The sequence below is a fragment of the Chryseobacterium foetidum genome (assembly GCF_025457425.1).
GTDB classification, from domain to species: Bacteria; Bacteroidota; Bacteroidia; order Flavobacteriales; family Weeksellaceae; genus Chryseobacterium; species Chryseobacterium foetidum.
Map to the genome: position 1 here is coordinate 68,154 of NZ_JAMXIA010000001.1, position 20,405 is coordinate 88,558.

Annotated in this window: 18 protein-coding genes and 1 pseudogene; 8 read left to right on the plus strand and 11 right to left on the minus strand. The window is 37.5% G+C overall.

What is annotated here, in order from left to right; genetic code table 11:
- Position 1 precedes the first annotated feature (1 nt).
- The 6 genes and pseudogenes from NG809_RS00305 to NG809_RS00335 form a co-directional block, all read right to left on the minus strand.
- Positions 2 to 1,078: an SDR family oxidoreductase gene (locus NG809_RS00305; RefSeq protein WP_262147057.1), complete on the minus strand. Its 1,077-nt coding sequence runs from the start codon at positions 1,076 to 1,078 to the stop codon at positions 2 to 4.
- A 96-nt stretch (positions 1,079 to 1,174) separates the two neighbouring features.
- On the minus strand, positions 1,175 to 1,762 hold the full coding sequence (locus NG809_RS00310; RefSeq protein ID WP_262147058.1) for a Crp/Fnr family transcriptional regulator: 588 nt from the start codon (positions 1,760 to 1,762) through the stop codon (positions 1,175 to 1,177).
- Between the two features lie 94 nt (positions 1,763 to 1,856).
- Positions 1,857 to 2,252 carry a MauE/DoxX family redox-associated membrane protein gene (locus NG809_RS00315; RefSeq protein WP_262147060.1) on the minus strand — a complete coding sequence of 132 codons (396 nt, stop codon included), beginning with the start codon at positions 2,250 to 2,252 and terminating at the stop codon, positions 1,857 to 1,859.
- Positions 2,253 to 2,329: 77 nt separating this feature from the next.
- Entirely contained in the window at positions 2,330 to 3,184 is an 855-nt protein-coding gene (locus tag NG809_RS00320; RefSeq protein WP_262147062.1) for an NAD(P)-dependent oxidoreductase, read from the minus strand.
- 15 nt (positions 3,185 to 3,199) lie between these two features.
- Positions 3,200 to 3,489, minus strand: a pseudogene (locus NG809_RS18395) (DUF3861 family protein).
- A 2-nt stretch (positions 3,490 to 3,491) separates the two neighbouring features.
- Entirely contained in the window at positions 3,492 to 4,613 is a 1,122-nt protein-coding gene (locus tag NG809_RS00335) for an aldo/keto reductase (RefSeq protein ID WP_262147068.1), read from the minus strand.
- 330 nt (positions 4,614 to 4,943) lie between these two features.
- On the opposite strand from NG809_RS00335, the gene NG809_RS00340 reads away from it, so the two are divergent.
- The 3 genes from NG809_RS00340 to NG809_RS00350 all read left to right on the plus strand — a co-directional run bounded on the left by NG809_RS00340 (position 4,944) and on the right by NG809_RS00350 (position 9,135).
- The gene (locus NG809_RS00340; RefSeq protein ID WP_262147070.1) at positions 4,944 to 5,573 is read left to right on the plus strand and encodes a chloramphenicol acetyltransferase; all 630 of its coding nucleotides are present in this window, start codon (positions 4,944 to 4,946) and stop codon (positions 5,571 to 5,573) included.
- Positions 5,574 to 5,924: 351 nt separating this feature from the next.
- Positions 5,925 to 6,635 (plus strand): DUF6261 family protein, encoded by a 711-nt coding sequence (locus NG809_RS00345; protein WP_262147072.1) that lies wholly within the window; start codon positions 5,925 to 5,927, stop codon positions 6,633 to 6,635.
- Between the two features lie 97 nt (positions 6,636 to 6,732).
- Positions 6,733 to 9,135, plus strand: a complete 2,403-nt coding sequence (locus tag NG809_RS00350) for an alpha/beta hydrolase family protein (protein WP_262147074.1) — start codon at positions 6,733 to 6,735, stop codon at positions 9,133 to 9,135.
- 228 nt (positions 9,136 to 9,363) lie between these two features.
- On the opposite strand, the gene NG809_RS00355 is transcribed toward NG809_RS00350, so the two are convergent.
- The 5 genes from NG809_RS00355 to NG809_RS00375 form a co-directional block, all read right to left on the minus strand.
- Positions 9,364 to 9,612, minus strand: a complete 249-nt coding sequence (locus NG809_RS00355) for a DUF6952 family protein (RefSeq protein ID WP_262147076.1) — start codon at positions 9,610 to 9,612, stop codon at positions 9,364 to 9,366.
- A gap of 5 nt (positions 9,613 to 9,617) precedes the next feature.
- The gene (locus tag NG809_RS00360; protein ID WP_262147077.1) at positions 9,618 to 9,923 is read right to left on the minus strand and encodes a thioredoxin family protein; all 306 of its coding nucleotides are present in this window, start codon (positions 9,921 to 9,923) and stop codon (positions 9,618 to 9,620) included.
- Between the two features lie 126 nt (positions 9,924 to 10,049).
- Positions 10,050 to 10,682: a peroxiredoxin gene (locus tag NG809_RS00365; RefSeq protein ID WP_056030238.1), complete on the minus strand. Its 633-nt coding sequence runs from the start codon at positions 10,680 to 10,682 to the stop codon at positions 10,050 to 10,052.
- 143 nt (positions 10,683 to 10,825) lie between these two features.
- Positions 10,826 to 13,765 (minus strand): M16 family metallopeptidase, encoded by a 2,940-nt coding sequence (locus NG809_RS00370; RefSeq protein ID WP_262147083.1) that lies wholly within the window; start codon positions 13,763 to 13,765, stop codon positions 10,826 to 10,828.
- Positions 13,766 to 13,783: 18 nt separating this feature from the next.
- Positions 13,784 to 14,977: a pyridoxal phosphate-dependent aminotransferase gene (locus NG809_RS00375; protein ID WP_262147084.1), complete on the minus strand. Its 1,194-nt coding sequence runs from the start codon at positions 14,975 to 14,977 to the stop codon at positions 13,784 to 13,786.
- Positions 14,978 to 15,137: 160 nt separating this feature from the next.
- Here NG809_RS00375 and NG809_RS00380 point away from each other — a divergent pair, with 160 nt between their 5' ends.
- The 5 genes from NG809_RS00380 to NG809_RS00400 all read left to right on the plus strand — a co-directional run bounded on the left by NG809_RS00380 (position 15,138) and on the right by NG809_RS00400 (position 20,366).
- The gene (locus NG809_RS00380; RefSeq protein ID WP_262147086.1) at positions 15,138 to 15,959 is read left to right on the plus strand and encodes a GLPGLI family protein; all 822 of its coding nucleotides are present in this window, start codon (positions 15,138 to 15,140) and stop codon (positions 15,957 to 15,959) included.
- 62 nt (positions 15,960 to 16,021) lie between these two features.
- The gene (rsmG, locus tag NG809_RS00385) at positions 16,022 to 16,657 is read left to right on the plus strand and encodes a 16S rRNA (guanine(527)-N(7))-methyltransferase RsmG (protein ID WP_262147088.1); all 636 of its coding nucleotides are present in this window, start codon (positions 16,022 to 16,024) and stop codon (positions 16,655 to 16,657) included.
- A gap of 63 nt (positions 16,658 to 16,720) precedes the next feature.
- Complete coding sequence (locus tag NG809_RS00390; protein WP_262147090.1) at positions 16,721 to 17,128, plus strand: hypothetical protein; 408 nt, start codon at positions 16,721 to 16,723, stop codon at positions 17,126 to 17,128.
- Positions 17,129 to 17,680 (plus strand): DUF922 domain-containing Zn-dependent protease, encoded by a 552-nt coding sequence (locus NG809_RS00395; RefSeq protein WP_262147092.1) that lies wholly within the window; start codon positions 17,129 to 17,131, stop codon positions 17,678 to 17,680.
- The gene (locus tag NG809_RS00400) at positions 17,667 to 20,366 is read left to right on the plus strand and encodes a PD-(D/E)XK nuclease family protein (RefSeq protein WP_262147093.1); all 2,700 of its coding nucleotides are present in this window, start codon (positions 17,667 to 17,669) and stop codon (positions 20,364 to 20,366) included. Before NG809_RS00395 ends, NG809_RS00400 begins: the two co-directional genes overlap by 14 nt.
- Positions 20,367 to 20,405: the final 39 nt, after the last annotated feature.

Genomic DNA, 20,405 nt, shown 5'->3' on the forward strand with positions numbered 1-20,405 from the left:
TTTACGGTATAATCTTTTCTTCCTTCAGTTTTTTAAACAGATCAAAAAAAGATTCTTCGGTGTTCTGAAATTCTTTGAATCCTGCTTTCCGGCTGTTGGTCATATCCGTCATCACTTCCAGCGGTCTTCCTAAATCCAAATCGGTATGCCATGCGGAAGAAAGTCTTTCCAATTTTTCTTCTTTCAAATTATATTTCTTTACGATTTGGCTCCAGATTTCCCGGTTGCCTTGCATTTCTATTTCAAGAGGTCTGATTTCATTTTCGAAACCTGTTGCTTCAATTCCAAAATAATCTGCCAATCTAAACCAAAGCCATTTCCATCTGAAAATATCTCCGTTTGTAATATTGAATGCTTTGTTTTTCGCTTCTTCAGTTGTCGCAGCCCAAACCAGTTGTTTAGCCAAAATTCTTGCATCCGTGACATCAGAAATTCCGTTCCATTGGGCAGATGATCCCGGCCAAATAAACTGACGACCTGTTTCTTTGCAAATGCTTGCATACACCGCTAAAGTTGTTCCCAAATTCATCGCATTTCCCACTGCATAGCCGATAACGGTATGTGGTCTGTGAATGCTCCATGTAAATCCTTCTCTTTGAGAAGCCGTATAAACTTCATCTTCCTGAGCGTAATAAAAATTGGGTAGCGGAAGCCGTGGCTGCTCTTCTCTCAAAGGCGTTTCGGGTAGTTTTCCTTCTTTTGCATACGCTTCAAACGGTCCTAAATAATGCTTTAAACCCGTAACCAAAGCCACGTGCTGCACCGATTTTTTTGGAGATAAAACGTTCAGTAGATTTCTTACCAAAGCACTGTTGATTCTGATATTTTCTTCTTCAGTATCATTTCGCATCCACGTTGTGAAAAATACGTGGGTGGGATCGATGTTTTCCAAAGCGGTTTCTAAACTTTCAATGTCTGATAGATCTGCTTTAACAGAAATTAGTCCGTTGATATTGTTGTTGGTATTTCGGGAGATTCCGTAAGTAGTCCAGCCTTGGGATAGAAGTTCGTTGGCGAGATTGCTTCCCGTAATTCCGGTGGCACCAACGACTAATGCTATGTTTTTATTGTTTTCCATTATGTAAAATTTATTCTACAAATTTAGAATGATGAAAAGCGAAAGCACTTGATCTAAGTCATGAGTTGCGACGAATTTAAAATTCAGGATTTAAATTTAAAGTTGGTTTTTTAACAGAAGTTTTTTACGGATTCTGCTGACGGTTTCAGGGGCTAAACCTAAGAATGAAGCAATCAGATTGTGTGGAATTCTTTTAATGACTTCCGGACTTTTTTTAGAAAATTCAAGGTATTTTTCTTCGGCAGTGAAGCTGTTGGAAGCAATCAAACGGTAATCTTTCGTAACCAGACTGTTTTGATACAAAATCCTGAAATATCTGTCCATCACAGGAATTTTCAGCATTAATTTTTCATAATCGTCGAGACTGATGATGAGCAATTCTGTTTCTTCGACGGCATCAATATTCAAAACTGCCTTTTCCTGACTGATAAAACTTTTAAAATCTGAAATCCACCAGCCTTCAAACGCAAACATGTTGATGTTTTCACCACCTTTTTCATCCACAAAATACGATTTTAATAAGCCTTTAAGCACGAAGGAAAGATGTGTACAGACATCACCTTCCTGCAGCAGAAACTGTTTTCGCTTCAGATTTTTAACTGTAAAAAAAGACTGCAGATCAATTTTTTCTACATCGGTAAGCTGCACTTTATTTTGAACATGAGAAATGAGAACTTCAAACATTTAGAAATTTATAAAACAAAATTAAGGTTTCTCGACAGACTTTTGAAATCATAAAAACTGATTCAACACTTTCATGTTTCGTTTCTGTCGTCGATTATATTACAGGTTGATTTTCCTGAGGGCTATTTTTAATATAAAACCAAAGAAGTACAAATAAATACAAAGAATGGAGTAGCTGTGCTTCGATTGCCGACCAGTTTTCAACGGAGCTGCTTCCCAAAATCAGGATGCTCATCAGGGCAAGTGATGCGTAGATTGTCGGTTTCGGTTTAAAACCAATCAACAGCACAATTCCCAGAATCGCTTCTAAAAAAGGCAACAGGTATCCGAAAGGTGTGATTAATATGTCAGGAATCACTGATTTCTCCATAGATTTTACCATTCCTTCGGTGAAGGTCTGCAGTTTTGGAATTCTTACCAATCCATGTCCTGCCAAAGAAATGGCAATGGGAAGTCTCAGGAAGAAAAAGAGGGTTTTGAAGTCTTTCATAGTTTTTTGGTTGGGTGTTTGAAGTGGGAAGATGGGAGATGTAAGCGGGAAGTTTGGATGCTTCTTTTAAAATATATTTAAGTTCGGTTGTTTTTTAAATAATTAATGATTCCAATGACGTCATCTTTTCCGAAGCCTTCGTTTTGTGCTGACTGGTAGGTTTCAATTAAGGTTTTTGACAGAGGGAAATCGGCGCCGGCATCTTTGGCGAGGAGAATGTCTTTTAACATTAAGTCCAGTGAAAATGCAGGTTGGTAATCGTCTTCAATCAGCAAATGCGTTTTCACTTTGGTGGCGCCACTGCCGCTTGCACTTTCGTTAATGATGTCGAGCATGTCTTTTCTTTCAATTCCTAAATGATCTGATAACAGAATCGTTTCTGCCAAGCCCTGATACAAAGCCGAAATAAAATAATTAACCGACAGTTTTGCTGCCAGACCTTTTCCGTTTTTGCCTAAATGTTTGATTTCTTTTCCAAGCTTTTGCAGATACGGTCTTGCTCTTTCAACATCTTTGTCTTCGCCGCCAACCATGAAAATTAAAGTGCCTTCAGCAGCAGGTTTTGTACTTCCGGCAACAGGAGCATCCAGAAACGAAGCTTCCTTAATTTTCAGCGCATCGGCAATTTTTCTACTGGCTTCCGGCGAAACTGTACTCATGTCGATAAAGAGTTTCTCTGAAATATCCAGTTCTAAAATCTGTCTGTAAATATCCTTCGCCGCTTCATCATTAGTCAGCATTGTGAAAATTACATCACTGTTTTCCACCAGTTCTTTCACGTCATCAGCTACTTTTGACTCAGCTTTAAACTCGTCTGCTTTCTCCGCAGTTCTGTTGTAAACAGTTAATGGAAATCCTGCTTTTTCAAGGTTTTTTGCCATCGGATGTCCCATATTTCCTAACCCGATGAAGCCTATTTTTTCTGTGCTCATATTTTACTGTCTAAATTAATAACTTTTAAGTTTTTTCATGAATTCTGAAATTGCCGGACTTAAATCTTCAAACAGCGGATGATTTTTATTTTTAATTAAAACTTCTGTAAATAATTTCAAACCTAATGTAAATTCAAGAGACGTTTTTTCATCTTCAAAGAGATTTTATTTTTTATTAAATAGAAAATTTTAAAAAGATCATCATGGTTTTCAAACTCAAAAGAAAGATTTTTGCCGGCCATCGAGCCATCTTTTAATTCTAATTCTTTCAGATCAATATGGTATTTGTTATTTCTTTTTTCCATAATTAAGCTTTTGGTATTGGAGCGTTTTCTTCAATTAATTTTTCCTTTTTCAATTCTGCCCAAAAACCCGCAGGAATTTTTTCATTAAATGATGCTGCATTTTCCTGAGCCTGTTTCACGGTATGCGCTCCCGGAATCACTCCCGAAACCACGTCAGGAGCCGCCGCAAACTGAAGTGCTGCCGTGCGGAGATTCACTTTATGATTGTTGGCAACACGCTGTAAAGCTGTCAGTTTTTCTTTCACGCCAGCCGGAAAATCGCCATTGTATAAATATCGATCTTTACCTGAGAGAAAACCCGCACACAGAGGAGCTCCAACCACAATAGAGATGTCTTTTTCAGCAGCTTTTGGAAATACTTCATTTAAATCAGCCTTATGCTCAATCAAAGAATACTGACATGCAGACAGGAAAATATCAGGATCTGAAACTTCCATCGCTTTCAAAATCGGCTCGATGGTGTTGACACCAAATCCCCAGCCTTTTATTAAACCTTCCTCGCGCATTTTAATCAATTCCGGCATTGCACCTTTGGCGGCGATATCAAAATATTTTACCCAGTCACCCTTCATATCCTTATTGTCCGGCGACAGATCGTGGATGAAAACAATGTCAAGAGAAGCCAGTCCGAGGCGTTGGAGGCTGTCTTCCACACTTTTTCTCACACCGGCAGCGGAGTAATCGTATTCGTATGAAAAGTTGAGCTTTCCTTTCCAGAGTGCATCAAGCTTGAAATCGTCATGAGGTTCCAGAATTCTACCGATCTTTGTTGAAAGCGTGAAATCATCCCTTTTTTTATCTTTCAGAAACATTCCCATCCGATGTTCGCTAATCCCCAAACCGTACCACGGCGAAGTATCAAAATAGCGTACACCCGCATTCCATGCAGCTTCCATAGATTGCAGACATTCGATATCGGGATTTACATTGAAACCGTTTCCCAAGGCGACACCGCCAAATCCTGATTTATATTTCGGTCTGAATCTTTTACCCAAGCCGGTATTTTCAAATTGTTCCATTGTATTTTTGCTTAAAAATTGTGAGGCAAACGCAGGTGCGGCGGAGGATGCCATTAAACCTGCAGCGGCAAGTCCGCTGTTTTTCAAGAAAGTTCGTCTTTCCATTTTCTTATATTTTTGTGTGGTGTTTGCCGGTATTTACAGCATTTACCAGACCATCCCCATTATCACAGCTCCGATTTATTCAATTTTAACATAATTTTTTCAACTTTCCATTTGTGAAATCTGTTTTTTTGAATATTCAGAGTTATCAGTAAGAAAACTTTTAAATTTTAATGAAGGCTGAAGTTCAGAAATGATTTGTCGAATATTTAAATCTATTGATGAAGACATTGTAACATGCCATCAACTGAATATGATTTGTTACAGTGTATTTATCTGAACTTTCATTTTCAAAATCAATAAATCTTACGGAAATTTGCGAAAAAGAATTTCATGAAGATCATCGATTTTGAAAACTGGAACAGAAAAGAACATTTTGAATTTTTCTCATCTTTAAAAAGCCCGTATTTCGGTTTTACCACTGAGGTGGATTGCACAAAGGCTTATGACAATGCAAAGAAAAACGGACATTCTTTTTTCGCCTATTATCTTTACAAATCGATGGTTGCGATTAATAAAGTGGATGCTTTGAAACTCAGAATTGTAGATGATAAGATTGCTTTGTACGATACAGTTCACATTGGAAGTACAATTGGCAAGGCAGACGGCACTTTCGGTTTTTCATACTTTGAGTTTTCCGATGATTTTTCCACCTTCAACGAGCGTTTGCAGGAGCAGATAACGACGGTTCAGAACACGAAAGGTTTAGGAATTAAAAATGAAGTTTTACCGCCGAATCACATCAGACACACGACGATTCCGTGGCATTCTTTTACTTCGATTCTGCATCCTACCGATTTTGATCCTAAAGAATGTATTCCCAAAATAGCCTTTGGAAAATTCAGCGAGCGTGATGGAAAAAAAATGATGCCTGTTTCCATTGAAGCGCATCACGGATTGGCGGATGGGATTGATCTGGCGAAGTATTTTGAGGCTTTTCAGGTGGAGTTGGATAGGGAGTGAATTTGGTATATACTTGTTTTCCTGCATATTTTGTTTTGTTAATAATTGAATAATCTATCAAATAGTTTTTCTAATAGAAAGACTATTATTAGTCCTCATTCAAGCAACAAGTATTTTTGATCCACACAACAACTTCGAGGGTTACAAAACAACCATTCCGCAACAAAACAACTTTTACTTTTCTTTAAAATAAAGTCTGTGTAACAAAACACAATTGACGGAGGTTTCCCAGACTTCATTTGAGACAAAACACAAACATGTTTTGTTTCGCGGAAAATTTTTGGAACAAATCAATAATTTATTTACATTTAAATTATTAATGAATTATTAACAAGTAAAAACACATTTTGTATGAAAATTACACTGTCAAAATTGAGTACCAAAGATTTGGCTACGCTTTCTCAGAGAATCATCAATTCTTCAGAATCAGGAAACTTTCCGGTCATCAGCAATCATCCTTTACTTGCAGAATTAAAAATAATGTATGCAGAGTACGATAAGGTCTACACCAAAAAAATCTACAGTGGAAAAGGTGCCAATGTAGCAAATGCAGACTTAGAGAGAGACCATGCTTTCAGAATTTTAAAGAATTTTCTCAACGCCTACAGAAAAATGCACACTTTAGCTAATCATTTGTTAGCCGAAGAACTTTATCAGATTTTTAAGCTGTACGGACTTAGTATGGATATTGAAAGCTATTCTACACAATCTGCCCAAATGAAAAAGCTGACTGAGGATCTCGAAAAACCAGAGAACTTTCAAAAAGTCAATGCACTTTCATTAGTTCCGGCTTTGAATGAAATGAAAGCTAAACATGATGCTTTTGAGCAGATATTTGCAGAACAGGCAGGGGCCAATGCCAGTTTGAGACAAATGAAAAGTGCAACAGCTATCCGAAGAGATTTAGAAAAAGTTTTAAAATCTTTTATCAATATACTGACTGCCATGAAGGTTGTCGAAGAATGGAAATTATTGTATGCTGAAATAAATGAGTTTGTAACTTCAGCAAAAAAATCTCAGCAGAAACCCTCCGAAGAAAACATCAAAGGTAATTCTAATTAACCTTTAAGACAGCCATCTAAAAATGGCTGTTTTTATTTTATAAGAAATATTCAACAAAAACAATTTTTCATTAATTTCGTCAAAAATCAATTAGATTATGAAGATTAAATTAACTATCTGTTTGCTGGCTTTTCTGAATTTTTATGAAGCGCAGGAAAACATCGGCTATCAGAAGCCTTCTGCGGAGATTTTGCAGCTGGCAGATTATGAGCGACCGCCAAGTGTTCTTACCAATTCAAAAAAAGACTGGGTTGTTTTTGTGTACAGACCAACGTACAAAACGCTGGATGATCTCAATCAGCAGGAAATGAAACTGGGCGGCTTGAGAATTAATCCGGTGACCAATATTTCAAGTTCGGTGACGTACATCAACAATCTGAAAGTGCGGAAGATGAATGATAAAACGGAAGTTCAGGTAAAAGGTTTGCCTCAAAATCCGAAGATTACCAATACGAGTTTTTCGCCAGATGAAAAGAGAATGGCTTTTACCAACACCACCGACAAAGGAGTTGAACTTTGGGTAATCGATCTGGAAACAGCAACGGCAAAAAAGATTTCTCAGGATAATCTGAATGCCAATTACGGTTCGCCTTACACGTGGATGAAGGATTCTCAGAGTTTCCTTTTAAAAGTCCTTCCGGCCAACCGTCCGAAACTGATTGATGCTTCCAAAGATTTACCGACAGGCCCGATTGTTTCGACAGCAGATGGTAAGGTTTCACAAAACAGAACATATCAGGATTTGCTTAAGAACCCTCAGGATGAAAAGAATTTTGACAACCTGATGAGCTCTGAACTGTATCATACTGACCTTAATGGAAATCAGAAAAAATTTAAAGAAAAAGATCTTTATGCCGGTCTGTCTTATTCTCCTGACGGAAAATATCTGATGGCAACTACGATTAAAAGACCTTATTCCTACATCGTTCCGTTGAACCGTTTTCCGATGACTTCAACCGTTTATGATGCAAATGGAAATGTAATAAAAGTGGTCAATGAGATTCCGCTGAATGAAATTATGCCTAAAGGTTTTTCCTCTGTAAGAATGGGGAAAAGAGACATGAGCTGGAGAAGCGATATGCCTGCAACATTGGTGTATGCCGAAGCTTTGGATGGTGGCGATCAGTCTAAAACAGTGGATTTCAGAGATGAAGTTTTCACTTTGGACGCACCTTTCAACGGAACTCCAAAATCTTTTTTCAAAACAAAACAGCGTTATGAAGGCACGAGCTGGACAAACGATCATTACGCTATTGTTTCGGAAGGCTGGTACGACACCAGAAATACAAAATCCTATCTGATCGACCTGAACAGCGGAAAATCTCAGGTCATTGAGGACCGAAATTATCAGGATGTTTATAGCGATCCGGGAAGTTTCAACACAACCAAAAATGATTTCGGAAGATATGTGGTCAATATGAAAGGGGAGAAGGCTTACCTTATCGGAGCAGGTTTTACGAAAGACGGTCAACATCCTTTTGTGGATGAGCTGGATATGAAATCTTTAAAAAAGAAAAGACTCTACACCTCAAATCTGAAAAATGCCAAGGAAGAAATCATCGATATTATTGATCCTAAAAAAGGCGATGTTTTAACGATACAGCAGTCGGCAAGTTCTTATCCGAATTATTTTAAGAAGAACATTAAATCCAATAAATCTGAGCCGGTAACGCAGTTTGCCAATCCTTTTGAAAGCATTAAAGATGTATACAAGGAAGTGATTACCTACAAAAGAAACGACGGTGTTACTTTGACGGGAACGCTTTATTTACCTGCCAACTACGACAGAAAAGCGAAGAAAGAAAAGCTTCCGTTGCTGATCTGGGCATACCCAACAGAATATAAAGATAAAAATACGGCAGGGCAGAATACACAAAACCCGAATGACTTTACCTTTCCATATTATGGTTCGTTTGTTTACTGGACGGCAAAAGGGTATGCGGTTTTGGATGATGCAGCATTCCCGATCATCGGAGAAGGAAAAACAGAACCGAACGATACTTTTATCACACAGTTGGTTGCCAACGGAAAAGCGGCAATTGATGCTGTGGATCAGTTAGGTTACATCGACAGAACAAAGGTAGCTGTGGGCGGACATTCTTATGGAGCTTTTATGACAGCGAATCTTCTGACGCATTCCAAAGATTATGCATGTGGAATTGCAAGAAGTGGTGCGTATAACAGAACTTTGACGCCATTCGGTTTCCAAAGCGAACAGAGAAATTACTGGGACGTACCGGAAATCTACAACGAAATGTCTCCTTTTATGAATGCCGATAAAATGAAAACTCCGCTGTTGCTGATTCACGGTGATGCTGACAATAATCCTGGAACATTTACTTTGCAGACGGAAAGGTATTTTCAGGCTTTGAAAAACCTTGGGGCACCAGTGAAGATGGTTCTTTTACCTAAAGAAGCTCACGGATATGTTGCGAAAGAAAACATTTTGCATTTGCTTTGGGAACAGGATCAGTTTCTGGAGAAGTGTCTGAAGAAGTAAGCGTAAACAGGTATTTAAAAACAAAATTTTCAACCATTTTTCTTCCTCCAACTCTGAAGGGTGGAAAAATGCCGAGAAAGCATCGTTAAAATCATGCTTGTGTCATCCTGAGTTTGTCGAAGGAAATTTTGATCAAATACAAAAAAGTTTAAAACGACTTTTAAAATAAACTGCCCCTGAAAGTTTCATCCTTCAGGGGCAGTGTTTTTATAGTTTTAAAACTAAAATTTATTTATCAATCGATCCCAAAACCTTTTGTGCAAAAGAGTTTAGGGCATCTTTTTCGCTCATTCCGTTTTGTACGTTGGCGTGAACTTCCAAAGCACCGCAGATATTGGTGATCAATTCTCCGGCAACATTCATATCTTCGTCAGTGGTTCCTCTGAATTCTGTAAAGCTTTCCAGAACTTCCAAAGTTTTTTCTAAATTTTCAGGAGTCTGTGTCTGAAAAAACTGTCTTATAATCGGTAATTTCATTGTAATTAAAGTTCGATGAATAATTCAATTAAACTTTCAGCTTTGTTAGACTGCACCTGATTTACCAGTTCTCCGTTTTTGAAAATGGCAAACGTAGGCAAATTGTCTACTTTAGCTAATTTTCTACTTTCAGGAAGTTTTTCTGCATCCACATATAAAAAAGGAATTGCATCATTCTCAGAAGCTAATTTTTTGAATTTCGGCTTCATAATTCTGCAGTTTCCACACCATGTTGCTCCGTATTGCACCACAACTTTTTCATTATCGCTTACAATGCTTTGCAACGTATCTTCCGCTAATTCTGTATACATAATTTCAATTTGAAAATGTGAAAATTTATTAATTTGAAAATGTCATTAAACAGAAAATGAGATAATTTTTAAATAATCATGTGATTAATTTTCTAATTATCTCATTTTCAAATTAACACATTTATCTTAGTTTTTTGCTAAATACTCAGCTGTAGAAGTTCTGTCTGCTTTCATCGCATCTTTTCCTTCTTCCCAGTTGGCAGGGCAAACTTCACCATGCTTCTGAACGTGAGTGTAAGCGTCAATCATTCTTAAGAATTCTTTTACATTTCTTCCCAAAGGCATATCGTTTACCGCTTCGTGAAATACTTTTCCGGTCTCGTCGATAAGATAAGTTGCTCTGTAAGTAACGTTAGAACCTGTGAAAACTTCATTTCCTTCTTCGTCAAAATCAAGATCCTGATCTACAATGTCAAGCAGATTTGCCAACTGTCTGTGAGTATCAGCCAAAAGCGGGTAAGTTACACCTTCAATACCACCGTTGTCTTTTGATACATTTAACCATGCGAAATGTACTTCGTTTGTATCACAAGAAGCACCGATTACTTTAGTATTTCTTTTTTCGAATTCAGGTAAAGCTTCCTGAAAAGCGTGAAGCTCAGTCGGGCAAACGAAAGTGAAATCTTTCGGGTACCAGAATAAAAGAACTTTTTGTTGGTTTTCTGCAGCTTCCTGAAATACATTGATTCTTAAATCATCACCCATTTCAGACATTGCGTCAATCGTTACATTTGGGAATTTTTTTCCTACTAAAGACATAATTTTCTTGTTTTTATTTAAATTTTTCTGGTGCAAATATATTGCTTTTCGTCTATTGAATTAAAACTATCCAATAAATAAAATCTATAATTGTTTTTGGTTTCAATAAAAAAAAGCTCTCAAATTTGAGAGCTGATTTGGTTTTAATATCCGAAGATTTCTGTAAGGCTCAGCTTTTTCACTTCGCCTAATTTCTTCATATCCTCTTCCTTCACTTTATCTTTAGAAGCTACAATGCAATACGTGTAATTCTTATTTTTCATTTCCTTATTGTGGAAATTGTTGAGATCCGAAAAATTAAGTTTCGGAGACTGATCGTAGACATTTTTTCTCATGTCAAAATTGTTTCCGAGTCTTTGGGCGGCAAGATAATTAAAAATGATTCCATCCTGAGTGATTCTTTCAGCAGCAATCGATTTTCTTAAAGAATTTTTGGCTGTTTCGACCAACTGCTCAGATTTCGGAAGTTCATTCAGAAGCTCGTTCATAGCGACAGTTGCATCATTAAATTTATCAGCCTGCGTTCCTACATAAGCAATCACTGAACTTTTATCTTCTTTTTTGGAAGGCATCGAGTAGGCAGAATAGCTTGAGTACGCCAAAGCTTTAGACTCTCTGATGGTCTGGAACACGATGGAACCCATTCCGCTGCCGAAATAATTATTGAAGAGCTGAGCCGTCGGTGTGATTGTAGGATTGTAAAGTTCGCCATTTTTTACCCAAAAAACTTCAGCCTGAACCATATCAAAATCGGAAAACAGAACTTTGTTTTTGTCGGATGAAATTTGGGTAAACGTTTTCGATTTCGGCATATCCTTTAAATCTGATGCCACAGGATGGATAGGTTTTAAAGATGCAGTCACTTCAGTTCCGGTTTTTGGTCCGTAATAAAGAACTTTATGCTTGAATGTGAATAAATCTTTCAGGATTTTAACCAAATCTTCGGCCTTCAACGCATCCAGTTCAGCATCACTCAAAACATTATTGAAAGGATTCTGAGCACCGTACTGTGCATAGCTTCTCAATCCAGCCATAATTGATCCTTTGTTCTGCTTGGCATTGTCTCTTGCCTTTCTCAGACGGACTTTATAAGCTTCCAAAGCTGCCTGATCTGCCTGACAGTTTTTAATTAAATCTTCAAAAAGCGCTGCTGTTTTCTCAAAGTTTTCGTTTAAACCTTCAAGTGAGATGTAGGTCGTTTCATTTCCGGCTCCTACGTTAAAGCTGGAAGCCAGTTTGTAAAACTCTTTACTGATATCTTCTGAAGATTTATTTTTCGTACCTAAATACTGAAGATATTCTGCTGCCAGAGGCAACATTTTATTGCTCCATTTTCCAGCCTCGAAATAGTAATACATTCTGAATAATGCATTATCACTGTTTTTAACGGAAAGAACATCCACCGTTCCCAGTTTGTTTTTCGTTATGTCCTTTTCAAAATTCAGCCAGATCGGGGAAATGGCATTTTCAGGCATTGCATCGATCTTTTTCAGGAACGGAGACTGATCTTCTCTGTTCACCGAAACCGGAGTGATGGTCGGTTTTTCAACTTTAGCGATATTTTTGTCTTCGCCTTTTCGTTTATAAATCGATACGTAATTGTTGTCCTGAAGATATTTTGAAGCGAAATCCATAATATCTTTCTTGGTAATCGCAGAAATCTCTTTCACATATTCCAAAGAAACTTTGTGGTCAATTTCAGATGTAAATTCACTCATCAGAATATCGGCTCTTGAAGAATATTTTTCGTCCCGCTGAATGATGCTTTTCTTTTCATTGTTGACGATAGACTGGATCAAATCTTCAGAGAAATCTCCTTTTCTAAGCTTTTCAATCTGTTGAAGGAGTAAATTTTTGACTTCATCCAAAGACTGACCTTCCGTAGGTCTTCCGCTCAATAATAAAGTGGAATAATCTTTTAAAACATAAGGGAAAGCGCTTGCCCCGAGGAGTTTTTGTTTTTTAACTAAATTTAAATCAATCAATCCTGCCTGTCCGTTAGTCAGCATACTTCCCACCAGATTCAGCATTCTCGCATCTTTGGTTGTTGCGCCCGGAAATCTGAAGCCCATCAGTAAACTTTCAGGATTCGGGCCAAAAACTTCTTTTGTCACGGGAGAAGTGATCGCTTTTTCCTGTCCGACAACATAATTGGGAACTGCCTTTTGCTTCATGTAAGAAAAAGCCTTGTCGATTTTGGCAATTATTTCATCAGGATTAAAATCTCCCGACATGATGATTCCCATATTATTGGGAACATAATAATTATTGTAATATTCTCTGATCGCCTTTAGTGAAGGGTTTTTCAGGTGCTCAACCGTTCCGATTGTAGTCTGTTTTCCGTAATTGTTGTTCGGGAAAATAGCTGCAAAGAATGCTTCATAAGATTTATCGTCATCGTCATCCAAAGCTCTGTTTTTCTCTTCATAAACCGCTTCGAGCTCAGTATGGAAAAGCCTCAGAATCGGTGCTCTGAATCTCTCGCCCTGCAATGCCAGAAATTTATCAACCGCATTCGCCGGAATATCTTCTGTATACACCGTTTGCTCCACCGATGTGAAGGCGTTTGTGCCGTCGCCACCCATAGAAGCCATCATTTTATCGTATTCGTTGGCGATAGCATATTTTGCTGCTTCACCGGAAACTTTATCAATGTTTTTGTAAATCTCTTTTCTCTTTGCTTCGTCTTTCGTCTGATTGTATTGTTCGTACAAAGCATCAATCTGATCCAGTAAAGGCTTTTCCTTAGCCCAGTCTTTAGAACCGAACTTATCTGTGCCTTTGAAAAGCATGTGCTCAAGGTAATGAGCCAAACCTGTGTGGTCGGCCGGATCGGTTTTGCTCCCTGCTTTTGTCGCAATATAAGTCTGGATTCTCGGCTCCTTATTGGTCGGACTTAAAATGACCGTCAAACCGTTTTTTAAAGTATAATATCTTGCAGAGGTGGGATCGTTGGTCACGTATTTATATGTGTAACCGTTAGATTTTGCTTCCTTCCACTGGAAATCCTGCGCGTGCGCACAGACACAGAAACTTGCTGCTGCAATGCTTGTGGCAATGGTCAGTTTTTTGAAAAAATTCATCTGATAAATTTGTGTTTTTTAACTGTATTTTTCTAAAGTTTCTTTAATTCTTCTCATCGCTTCTCTCAATTCTTCTTCTGAAGCTGCATAGGAAAATCTAATACATTCAGGGCTTCCAAAAGAAACTCCGCCGACGCAGCCTACGTGAGCATTTTCCAGAAGGAACATCGCAAAATCGTCAGCATCTTTTATTTCAGTTCCGTTCAAAGTTTTTCCGATGTAATAAGAAATATCAGGGAAGAAATAGAAGGCAGCTTTAGGCAAAAGAACCTTGAAACCTGTGATCTCTTTCATCAGCTCAAACATCAGATTTCTTCTTTGTTCGAAAGCATTGATCATGTATTTGTATTCTGACGGATCTGTTTTTAAAGCTACAATTGAAGCTCTTTGAGCAACAGTATTCGCTCCGCTTGTCATTTGTCCCTGTACTTTTTCGCAGGCTTTTGCCAGCCATTCCGGGCACGCTGAATAACCGATTCTCCATCCTGTCATCGCAAAAGCTTTGGACATTCCGTTGATTACTGCGGTTTGTTCGTACACTTCAGGAAACTGTGCGATAGAAGTGGTTTTGGTTTCGTAATTAATATATTCGTAGATTTCGTCTGAAATTACCGTTACGTGAGGATATTTCGCAATTACTTTTGCCAAAGATTTCAATTCATCGTACGTGTAATAACCTCCTGAAGGATTGCACGGCGAACTGAAAAGTATTGCCTTTGTTTTATCATTTATGGCCTCTTCAAGCTGCTCAGCAGTAATTTTGAAGTCGGTAACGTATGATGTTGGAAGCATTATGGAATTTCCGCCCATCATTTTTACCATTTCATCATAACTCACCCAGTAAGGCGTAGGAAGAATTACTTCATCTCCATCGTTGACAATGGCAGCCAAAACATTAATGATGGCCTGCTTTGCACCGTTGGAAACACAAATCTGTGCAGGTTTATAATCTAATTTATTATCTCTTTTTAATTTATCTGAAATCGCCTGACGCAATTCTAAAAATCCCGGAACAGGTGAGTAGTGGCTGTAATTTTCGTTGATGGCATCAAAAGCAGCCTGTTTGATATTGTCGGGAACATCGAAATCCGGTTCACCTAAAGTTAAGCTTATAACATCAATGCCTTCGGCCTTCATCTCTCTTGCCTTGTTAGACATCACAAAAGTCTGTGAGTAACCCAGTCTGTTTACTCTATCTGATAGTTTATTCATGAATCTTTTTGTCTTTCGAACAAATATATAAATTATGATTGTGACAAAAAACTAAAATACCACAGATTAATACATTTTTAAGCATGACAAGAGTTGTTAAATATAGATAAATTCACTCTTTCAAGAGATTTTTTATTTATTTTTGAGAAAATTTAAAAAAATGATAAGACTTTTATTTCTACTCGTAGCAACAACACTTGCCGGACAAAACTACAGATTCGTTTATGAGTATAAATTCCGTCCTGATGTTGCTTCCAGAGATTCTTTGGTAACAGACTACATGAATCTCGATACCGATGGAAAAGAATCTTATTTCTACAACGCCGCAAAATTTGAAAAAGATTCTGTCTATGCTGCCACCAAAGATTCCAAAGTGCTTTCAGAGTTCAAAAATTTTGACAGAAACCTTACCTACACCATTCACAAAACCTATTCTCCAAAGAGTATCAACTTTTACGATAAATTTCAAACGGCAAATCTTGTTATCAAAGAAGAAAAATTTCCGGTCTGGAAAGTTCAGAACGAGTTTAAAAAAATCGGAGATATCAACTGTCAGAAAGCCACAGCAGATTACAGAGGAAGAAGCTGGACAGCATGGTTCAGTAAAGATTATCCGATAAGCGACGGACCTTACAAGTTTTCAGGTTTGCCGGGGCTTGTTGTTCAGATTAATGATACTGAGAATGATCATCAGTTTAATTTAATTCAAATTAAAAAGACACAAAATACGTACAGTTTCTTACCTAAATCCAACAGGGAAATCAGCGAAAAGGAATTCAAAAAGCTTTGGGCCGATTACCGTTTTACTCCGGATGAAATCAACAGTATGAACATCAATTCAAAGGAAGGAAACATGACTGTACAGTTGAAAGACGGCTACACGAGCAAAATCAGCCTTGATAAAGTAAAAAAAACAAAGGATATGGATGCAGCACTTTCTTTAATTCTGTCAAAGTCTAAAAACAGGATTGAGAGAGATTAATTTCGCATAAACTTGATTAGAGAAACTAAAAACTTTATTTTTGCTCAATTATACTATTTAAGATGTCTACAGCGTTATTATTAAAATATTTTCCCGATCTCACAGATGTACAGAAAGAACAGTTTGCCAAACTCGAAGGTTTGTACGGAGAATGGAATGAAAAAATAAACGTGATCTCCCGAAAGGATATGGAATCGCTTTATGAAAAGCACATTCTGCACTCTCTGGGAATTGCAAAAGTTATGGAATTTGCTCCAGGAACTAAAGTTTTAGACATCGGCACCGGCGGCGGTTTTCCCGGAATTCCTTTGGCAATTCTGTTTCCGGAAACTCAGTTTACGCTGATCGATTCTATTGGAAAGAAAATCACCGTTGTGAACGCAGTGGCTGAAGGCGTAGGATTAACCAATGTAACAGCCATTCACGGAAGAGCTGAGAAGCTGAAAGAAAAATTCCATTTTGTGGTCAGCAGGGCAGTGACGCAGATGCCGGAATTTCTTCGTTGGCTGAAAGGAAAATTTGAAAAAGAACAGATGAACCAAAAACACAACGGAGTTCTTTATCTGAAGGGCGGAGAGCTTGCTGAAGAGCTTGCCGGATTGAAGTGTGAAATATTCAATCTGAAAAATTATTTTGATGAAGAATTTTATGACACTAAAAAAGTAGTTTATTTATCAAAAGGTAATTTTAATTCTTGATTTGAATAGCATAAGGAATAATTTTTGATGAAAATTTAAAATATCTGAATAAAATTTAATGTAATGAAAAATCTACTCAACATAGGCTTTATTGCCATTCTTTCAGGCCTAACATTCACCTCCTGTAATGATAATGAAGATTATGAAACCATACAGTCGGTGGAAAAAGTAAAAATTGACAGCGTTGCGATTGTAAACGATACCATGAGCGTCTTTGATGTACAAAGCATCAGAACCTATCAGAAATTTACGCAGCAATGTGAAGGTTTTTACGGTTATGATTACGTTCATACTGCAGATTTCGACAGAAACGTGACCGCTTATAAGTTTAAAACCAATGCCAACTGTGGCTCGGGAACTTTCAAAGGCTTTAATCAGATCAACTTTGCTCCGAAAGTGGCCGGAACTTATAATTTTAAATTCTGGACCGGTGATACCACTTTCATAACAAAAACAATTGTAGTTCAATAAATGAAATATAGATTCTCAGCTTTTTTACTTTTAATGTCTTTTGTCTTTATTTCAGCTCAGAAAATCTACTGGAGTGAAGGGAGGAAACTTACTTGGGACGATTTTAAAAGCAAAACAAATATTCTAAAAGGCGCTGAAGTAGTTGCCTTTACCAACTGTGGCTGGGAACATTCCGCAAAAACAACAACGAACCCGAAAGCTCCTGTTGAAATGAAAATTCTGACTGTCTTTAATCCTGAAAAATCATGGAAAGATGTGACAAGAATTAATGATTATGTGCTTTTGCATGAGCAGAAACATTTTGATATAGCTGAAATGTTTGCGCGAAAATTCAGAAAAGAGGCATCAGAAAAAATTAAAACTTCCGCTGATTATAAGAAGCTTTTCAATACGCTCTACAAGAATATTTTGACGGAATACAAAAACTTCCAGCGTAAGTATGATGCCGAAACGGATCATGGAAACAACAGGGAAAAGCAGGAGTATTACAATAATTTTATCAGTGAGGAACTGCAAAAACTAAATAACTACCGATACATTGAAGTTTCTTAATAAAATAATCGATGAACTGCTGGCTCAGGAAAGCGATCTTTCTAAATTCAGCATTGTTTTGCCGGGGAAAAGACCTATAGTTTTCATCCGCCAGATTCTCGAAGAAAAAAAATATTCCGGTTTTTTGCCGGATTTTTTTACGGTGGAAGATCTGATCGTGGATATTGTTGATCAACAGCCCATTCAGGGGATTTCTCTGTGGTTGTTTTCCTATGATGTTTACAGAAAACTCAATCTCATTCCGCAGGATAGTTTTTCAGACTTTCTGAAATGGTTTCCGACATTACAAAAGGATTGGGATGACATTCTGAAATTTTCAGATTCCGACACCGCAGTTTTGCAGTACATGTTTGATGAAGAACGCATCAAAGAATGGGCTCAGGATTTGGGTGATCAGGATGAAGTTCCTCGTAAAAAGTTCCTGAATTTCTGGCGTAACATGAATATTTATTTGCCGGCTCTGAAATCCGCGTTGCTTGAAAAAAACTGGGCAACGTCGGGAATGATTCATGAAATAGCGACGGAAAAAATTCAAAAATATGCCACAGAGACGGATAAAAAATTTGTTTTCTGCGGATTCAATGCTTTTACACCTGTAGAAGAAAAACTGGTACGAAACCTTTTGCAGTGGGATAAAGCACAGTGTTATTTTCAGGGAGACCGATATTATTTCGACGATGAAAGACAGGAAGCAGGGAAATTCCTGAGAGATCACAAAACATGGAAAGAATTCAATGACAGCCGTGAATTTACATGGATTGAAAATGATTTTAACCAGCCTAAAAATATTAAGGTTTATGAAGTTTCGGGGAATATCACACAGACCAAAATTTTGCCTGAAATCTTTAGAGAAAGCCTTGATGCCGACTATTCTGATACTGCCGTCGTGCTTTTGGATGAAAATCTTTTGCCCGCAAGTCTTGATGTGATGCATGCCGTGGATCATCTGAATATTACAATGGGGTTTCCGTTAAAAAACCTGTCTTTTTCAAATGCTGTAAAACAACTTTTTTATCTTCAGAAACAGCTTGAGAAGAATAAAACAACGTATTATTACAGAGATATTTATCCAATTCTGGAAGAACTTCCTGCGTCGGAATCTGACGAGAAGATTATTTCAAATTTTAAATCAAAAATAGAGGAGAGAAACATCGTTTACATTTCGCGAAACCTTTTCTCAGAACTGCTTTCGGAGCTTTCTTATTTTAAACTTTTGCTGAAAGCTGATTCGGCTCAGATTTATCTTGATTTGCTGACAGACTTTTGTGTTGGTTTGAAGTGGCTTGAAATCGACGATATTCAGTACGAAAATATTTCTCATTTCGAAAATGCTTTCAGGCTTTTGAAAAACCAGATTCTTCCGTATCAGTTTGATATTAAAATGGAAACGCTCGAGGTTTTGATTAATCAGCATATCAACACAGAAAGTATTGATTTTCAGGGCGAACCTCTGAAAGGCCTTCAGGTAATGGGACTTTTGGAAACACGTTTGCTCAACTTTAAAAACGTCATTCTCTTATCGGTAAACGAAGGAAAACTTCCCCTCGGAAATTCTCAGAACACCTACATTCCTTTTGACATCAGAAGGCATTTTGAGCTTCATACTTACCTTGAAAATGACAGTATCTATGCCTACCATTTTTACCGCTTGATTCAGGATGCTGAGAATGTGCATTTGCTTTACAATGCTTTGAGTTCGGGAGTCAATACAGGCGAAAAAAGCCGTTTCATCACGCAAATCGAGATGGAAAGCAGTCACAACATCGAGCATTTGATCATAGAAAACACCAGCGAGCCAATAAAAACGGAACCGATTGAAATCCAGAAAACTGAAGCCGTAATGCAGAAACTTCAGAGCTGGAAAGAGAGAGTATCAGCTTCACATTTAACGAGCTATCTTTATAATCCTGTTGATTTTTACACTTCGAAAATTTTAAATACATCTGAAACCGACGAAATTGAAGAAGAACTTTCTGTAAGAAATTATGGGAATTTGGTTCATTATTCACTTCAGGATATTTATGAAGGATTAAAAGGTAAAGTATTAAAGGAAAGTGATTTACAGAAATCAATTCAAGCAATTGATCACTATATTGACGGAGCCATTGAAAAGTTGAAACATCAACCCGAATTTTACGAAAAAGGAATGAACTTCATTCACAGAGCCATCGCTAAAAAGGTGATTGCATCTGTTTTAAATTTTGACCTTGACCTGATAAAAGCCGGAAACGAACTGAAGATTATCGATATCGAAAGAAAATTTGAAAATGTAGATTTTTACATCGATGAAGATTCAAAAGATAAAATATCTTTTTATGGGTATATCGACCGCATTGATCAGCTAAACGGAACCATCAGAATCATCGATTACAAAACCGCAAAAACAAAAAATCTGACGATCAAAATTGATGAACTGAATCAGGATGATTATTTCCAGAACAGCGACCGCAAACAGGCGATGCAGCTTTGTCTGTACCAATACGTTGTTCAGAGTCTTCCCGAATTTTGGGGACTTCCGGTACAAACAGGAATCTGGAGTTTTGCTGATGCCAAAAAAGGAGTAGTGGCGCTGGAATTTGCTCAGGGAGAATTGCAGAATGCAATGGTTTCTATACAGAATTTAATTCTTGAGATTTTAAATCCTGAAATAAGTTTTGTGGAAAATGTGAAAACTTACGCAAATTAAAACTTGCTTAAATTTTAAAACTCTCGCAAATTTTGCAGA

Bases quoted from the DNA above. Each gene is read 5' to 3' on its own strand.
- NG809_RS00305 (WP_262147057.1), bottom strand. From the start codon at position 1,078: ATGGAAAACAATAAAAACATAGCATTAGTCGTTGGTGCCACCGGAATT.
- NG809_RS00310 (WP_262147058.1), bottom strand. From the start codon at position 1,762: ATGTTTGAAGTTCTCATTTCTCATGTTCAAAATAAAGTGCAGCTTACC.
- NG809_RS00315 (WP_262147060.1), bottom strand. From the start codon at position 2,252: ATGAAAGACTTCAAAACCCTCTTTTTCTTCCTGAGACTTCCCATTGCC.
- NG809_RS00320 (WP_262147062.1), bottom strand. From the start codon at position 3,184: ATGAGCACAGAAAAAATAGGCTTCATCGGGTTAGGAAATATGGGACAT.
- NG809_RS00335 (WP_262147068.1), bottom strand. From the start codon at position 4,613: ATGGAAAGACGAACTTTCTTGAAAAACAGCGGACTTGCCGCTGCAGGT.
- NG809_RS00340 (WP_262147070.1), top strand. From the start codon at position 4,944: ATGAAGATCATCGATTTTGAAAACTGGAACAGAAAAGAACATTTTGAA.
- NG809_RS00345 (WP_262147072.1), top strand. From the start codon at position 5,925: ATGAAAATTACACTGTCAAAATTGAGTACCAAAGATTTGGCTACGCTT.
- NG809_RS00350 (WP_262147074.1), top strand. From the start codon at position 6,733: ATGAAGATTAAATTAACTATCTGTTTGCTGGCTTTTCTGAATTTTTAT.
- NG809_RS00355 (WP_262147076.1), bottom strand. From the start codon at position 9,612: ATGAAATTACCGATTATAAGACAGTTTTTTCAGACACAGACTCCTGAA.
- NG809_RS00360 (WP_262147077.1), bottom strand. From the start codon at position 9,923: ATGTATACAGAATTAGCGGAAGATACGTTGCAAAGCATTGTAAGCGAT.
- NG809_RS00365 (WP_056030238.1), bottom strand. From the start codon at position 10,682: ATGTCTTTAGTAGGAAAAAAATTCCCAAATGTAACGATTGACGCAATG.
- NG809_RS00370 (WP_262147083.1), bottom strand. From the start codon at position 13,765: ATGAATTTTTTCAAAAAACTGACCATTGCCACAAGCATTGCAGCAGCA.
- NG809_RS00375 (WP_262147084.1), bottom strand. From the start codon at position 14,977: ATGAATAAACTATCAGATAGAGTAAACAGACTGGGTTACTCACAGACT.
- NG809_RS00380 (WP_262147086.1), top strand. From the start codon at position 15,138: ATGATAAGACTTTTATTTCTACTCGTAGCAACAACACTTGCCGGACAA.
- rsmG (WP_262147088.1), top strand. From the start codon at position 16,022: ATGTCTACAGCGTTATTATTAAAATATTTTCCCGATCTCACAGATGTA.
- NG809_RS00390 (WP_262147090.1), top strand. From the start codon at position 16,721: ATGAAAAATCTACTCAACATAGGCTTTATTGCCATTCTTTCAGGCCTA.
- NG809_RS00395 (WP_262147092.1), top strand. From the start codon at position 17,129: ATGAAATATAGATTCTCAGCTTTTTTACTTTTAATGTCTTTTGTCTTT.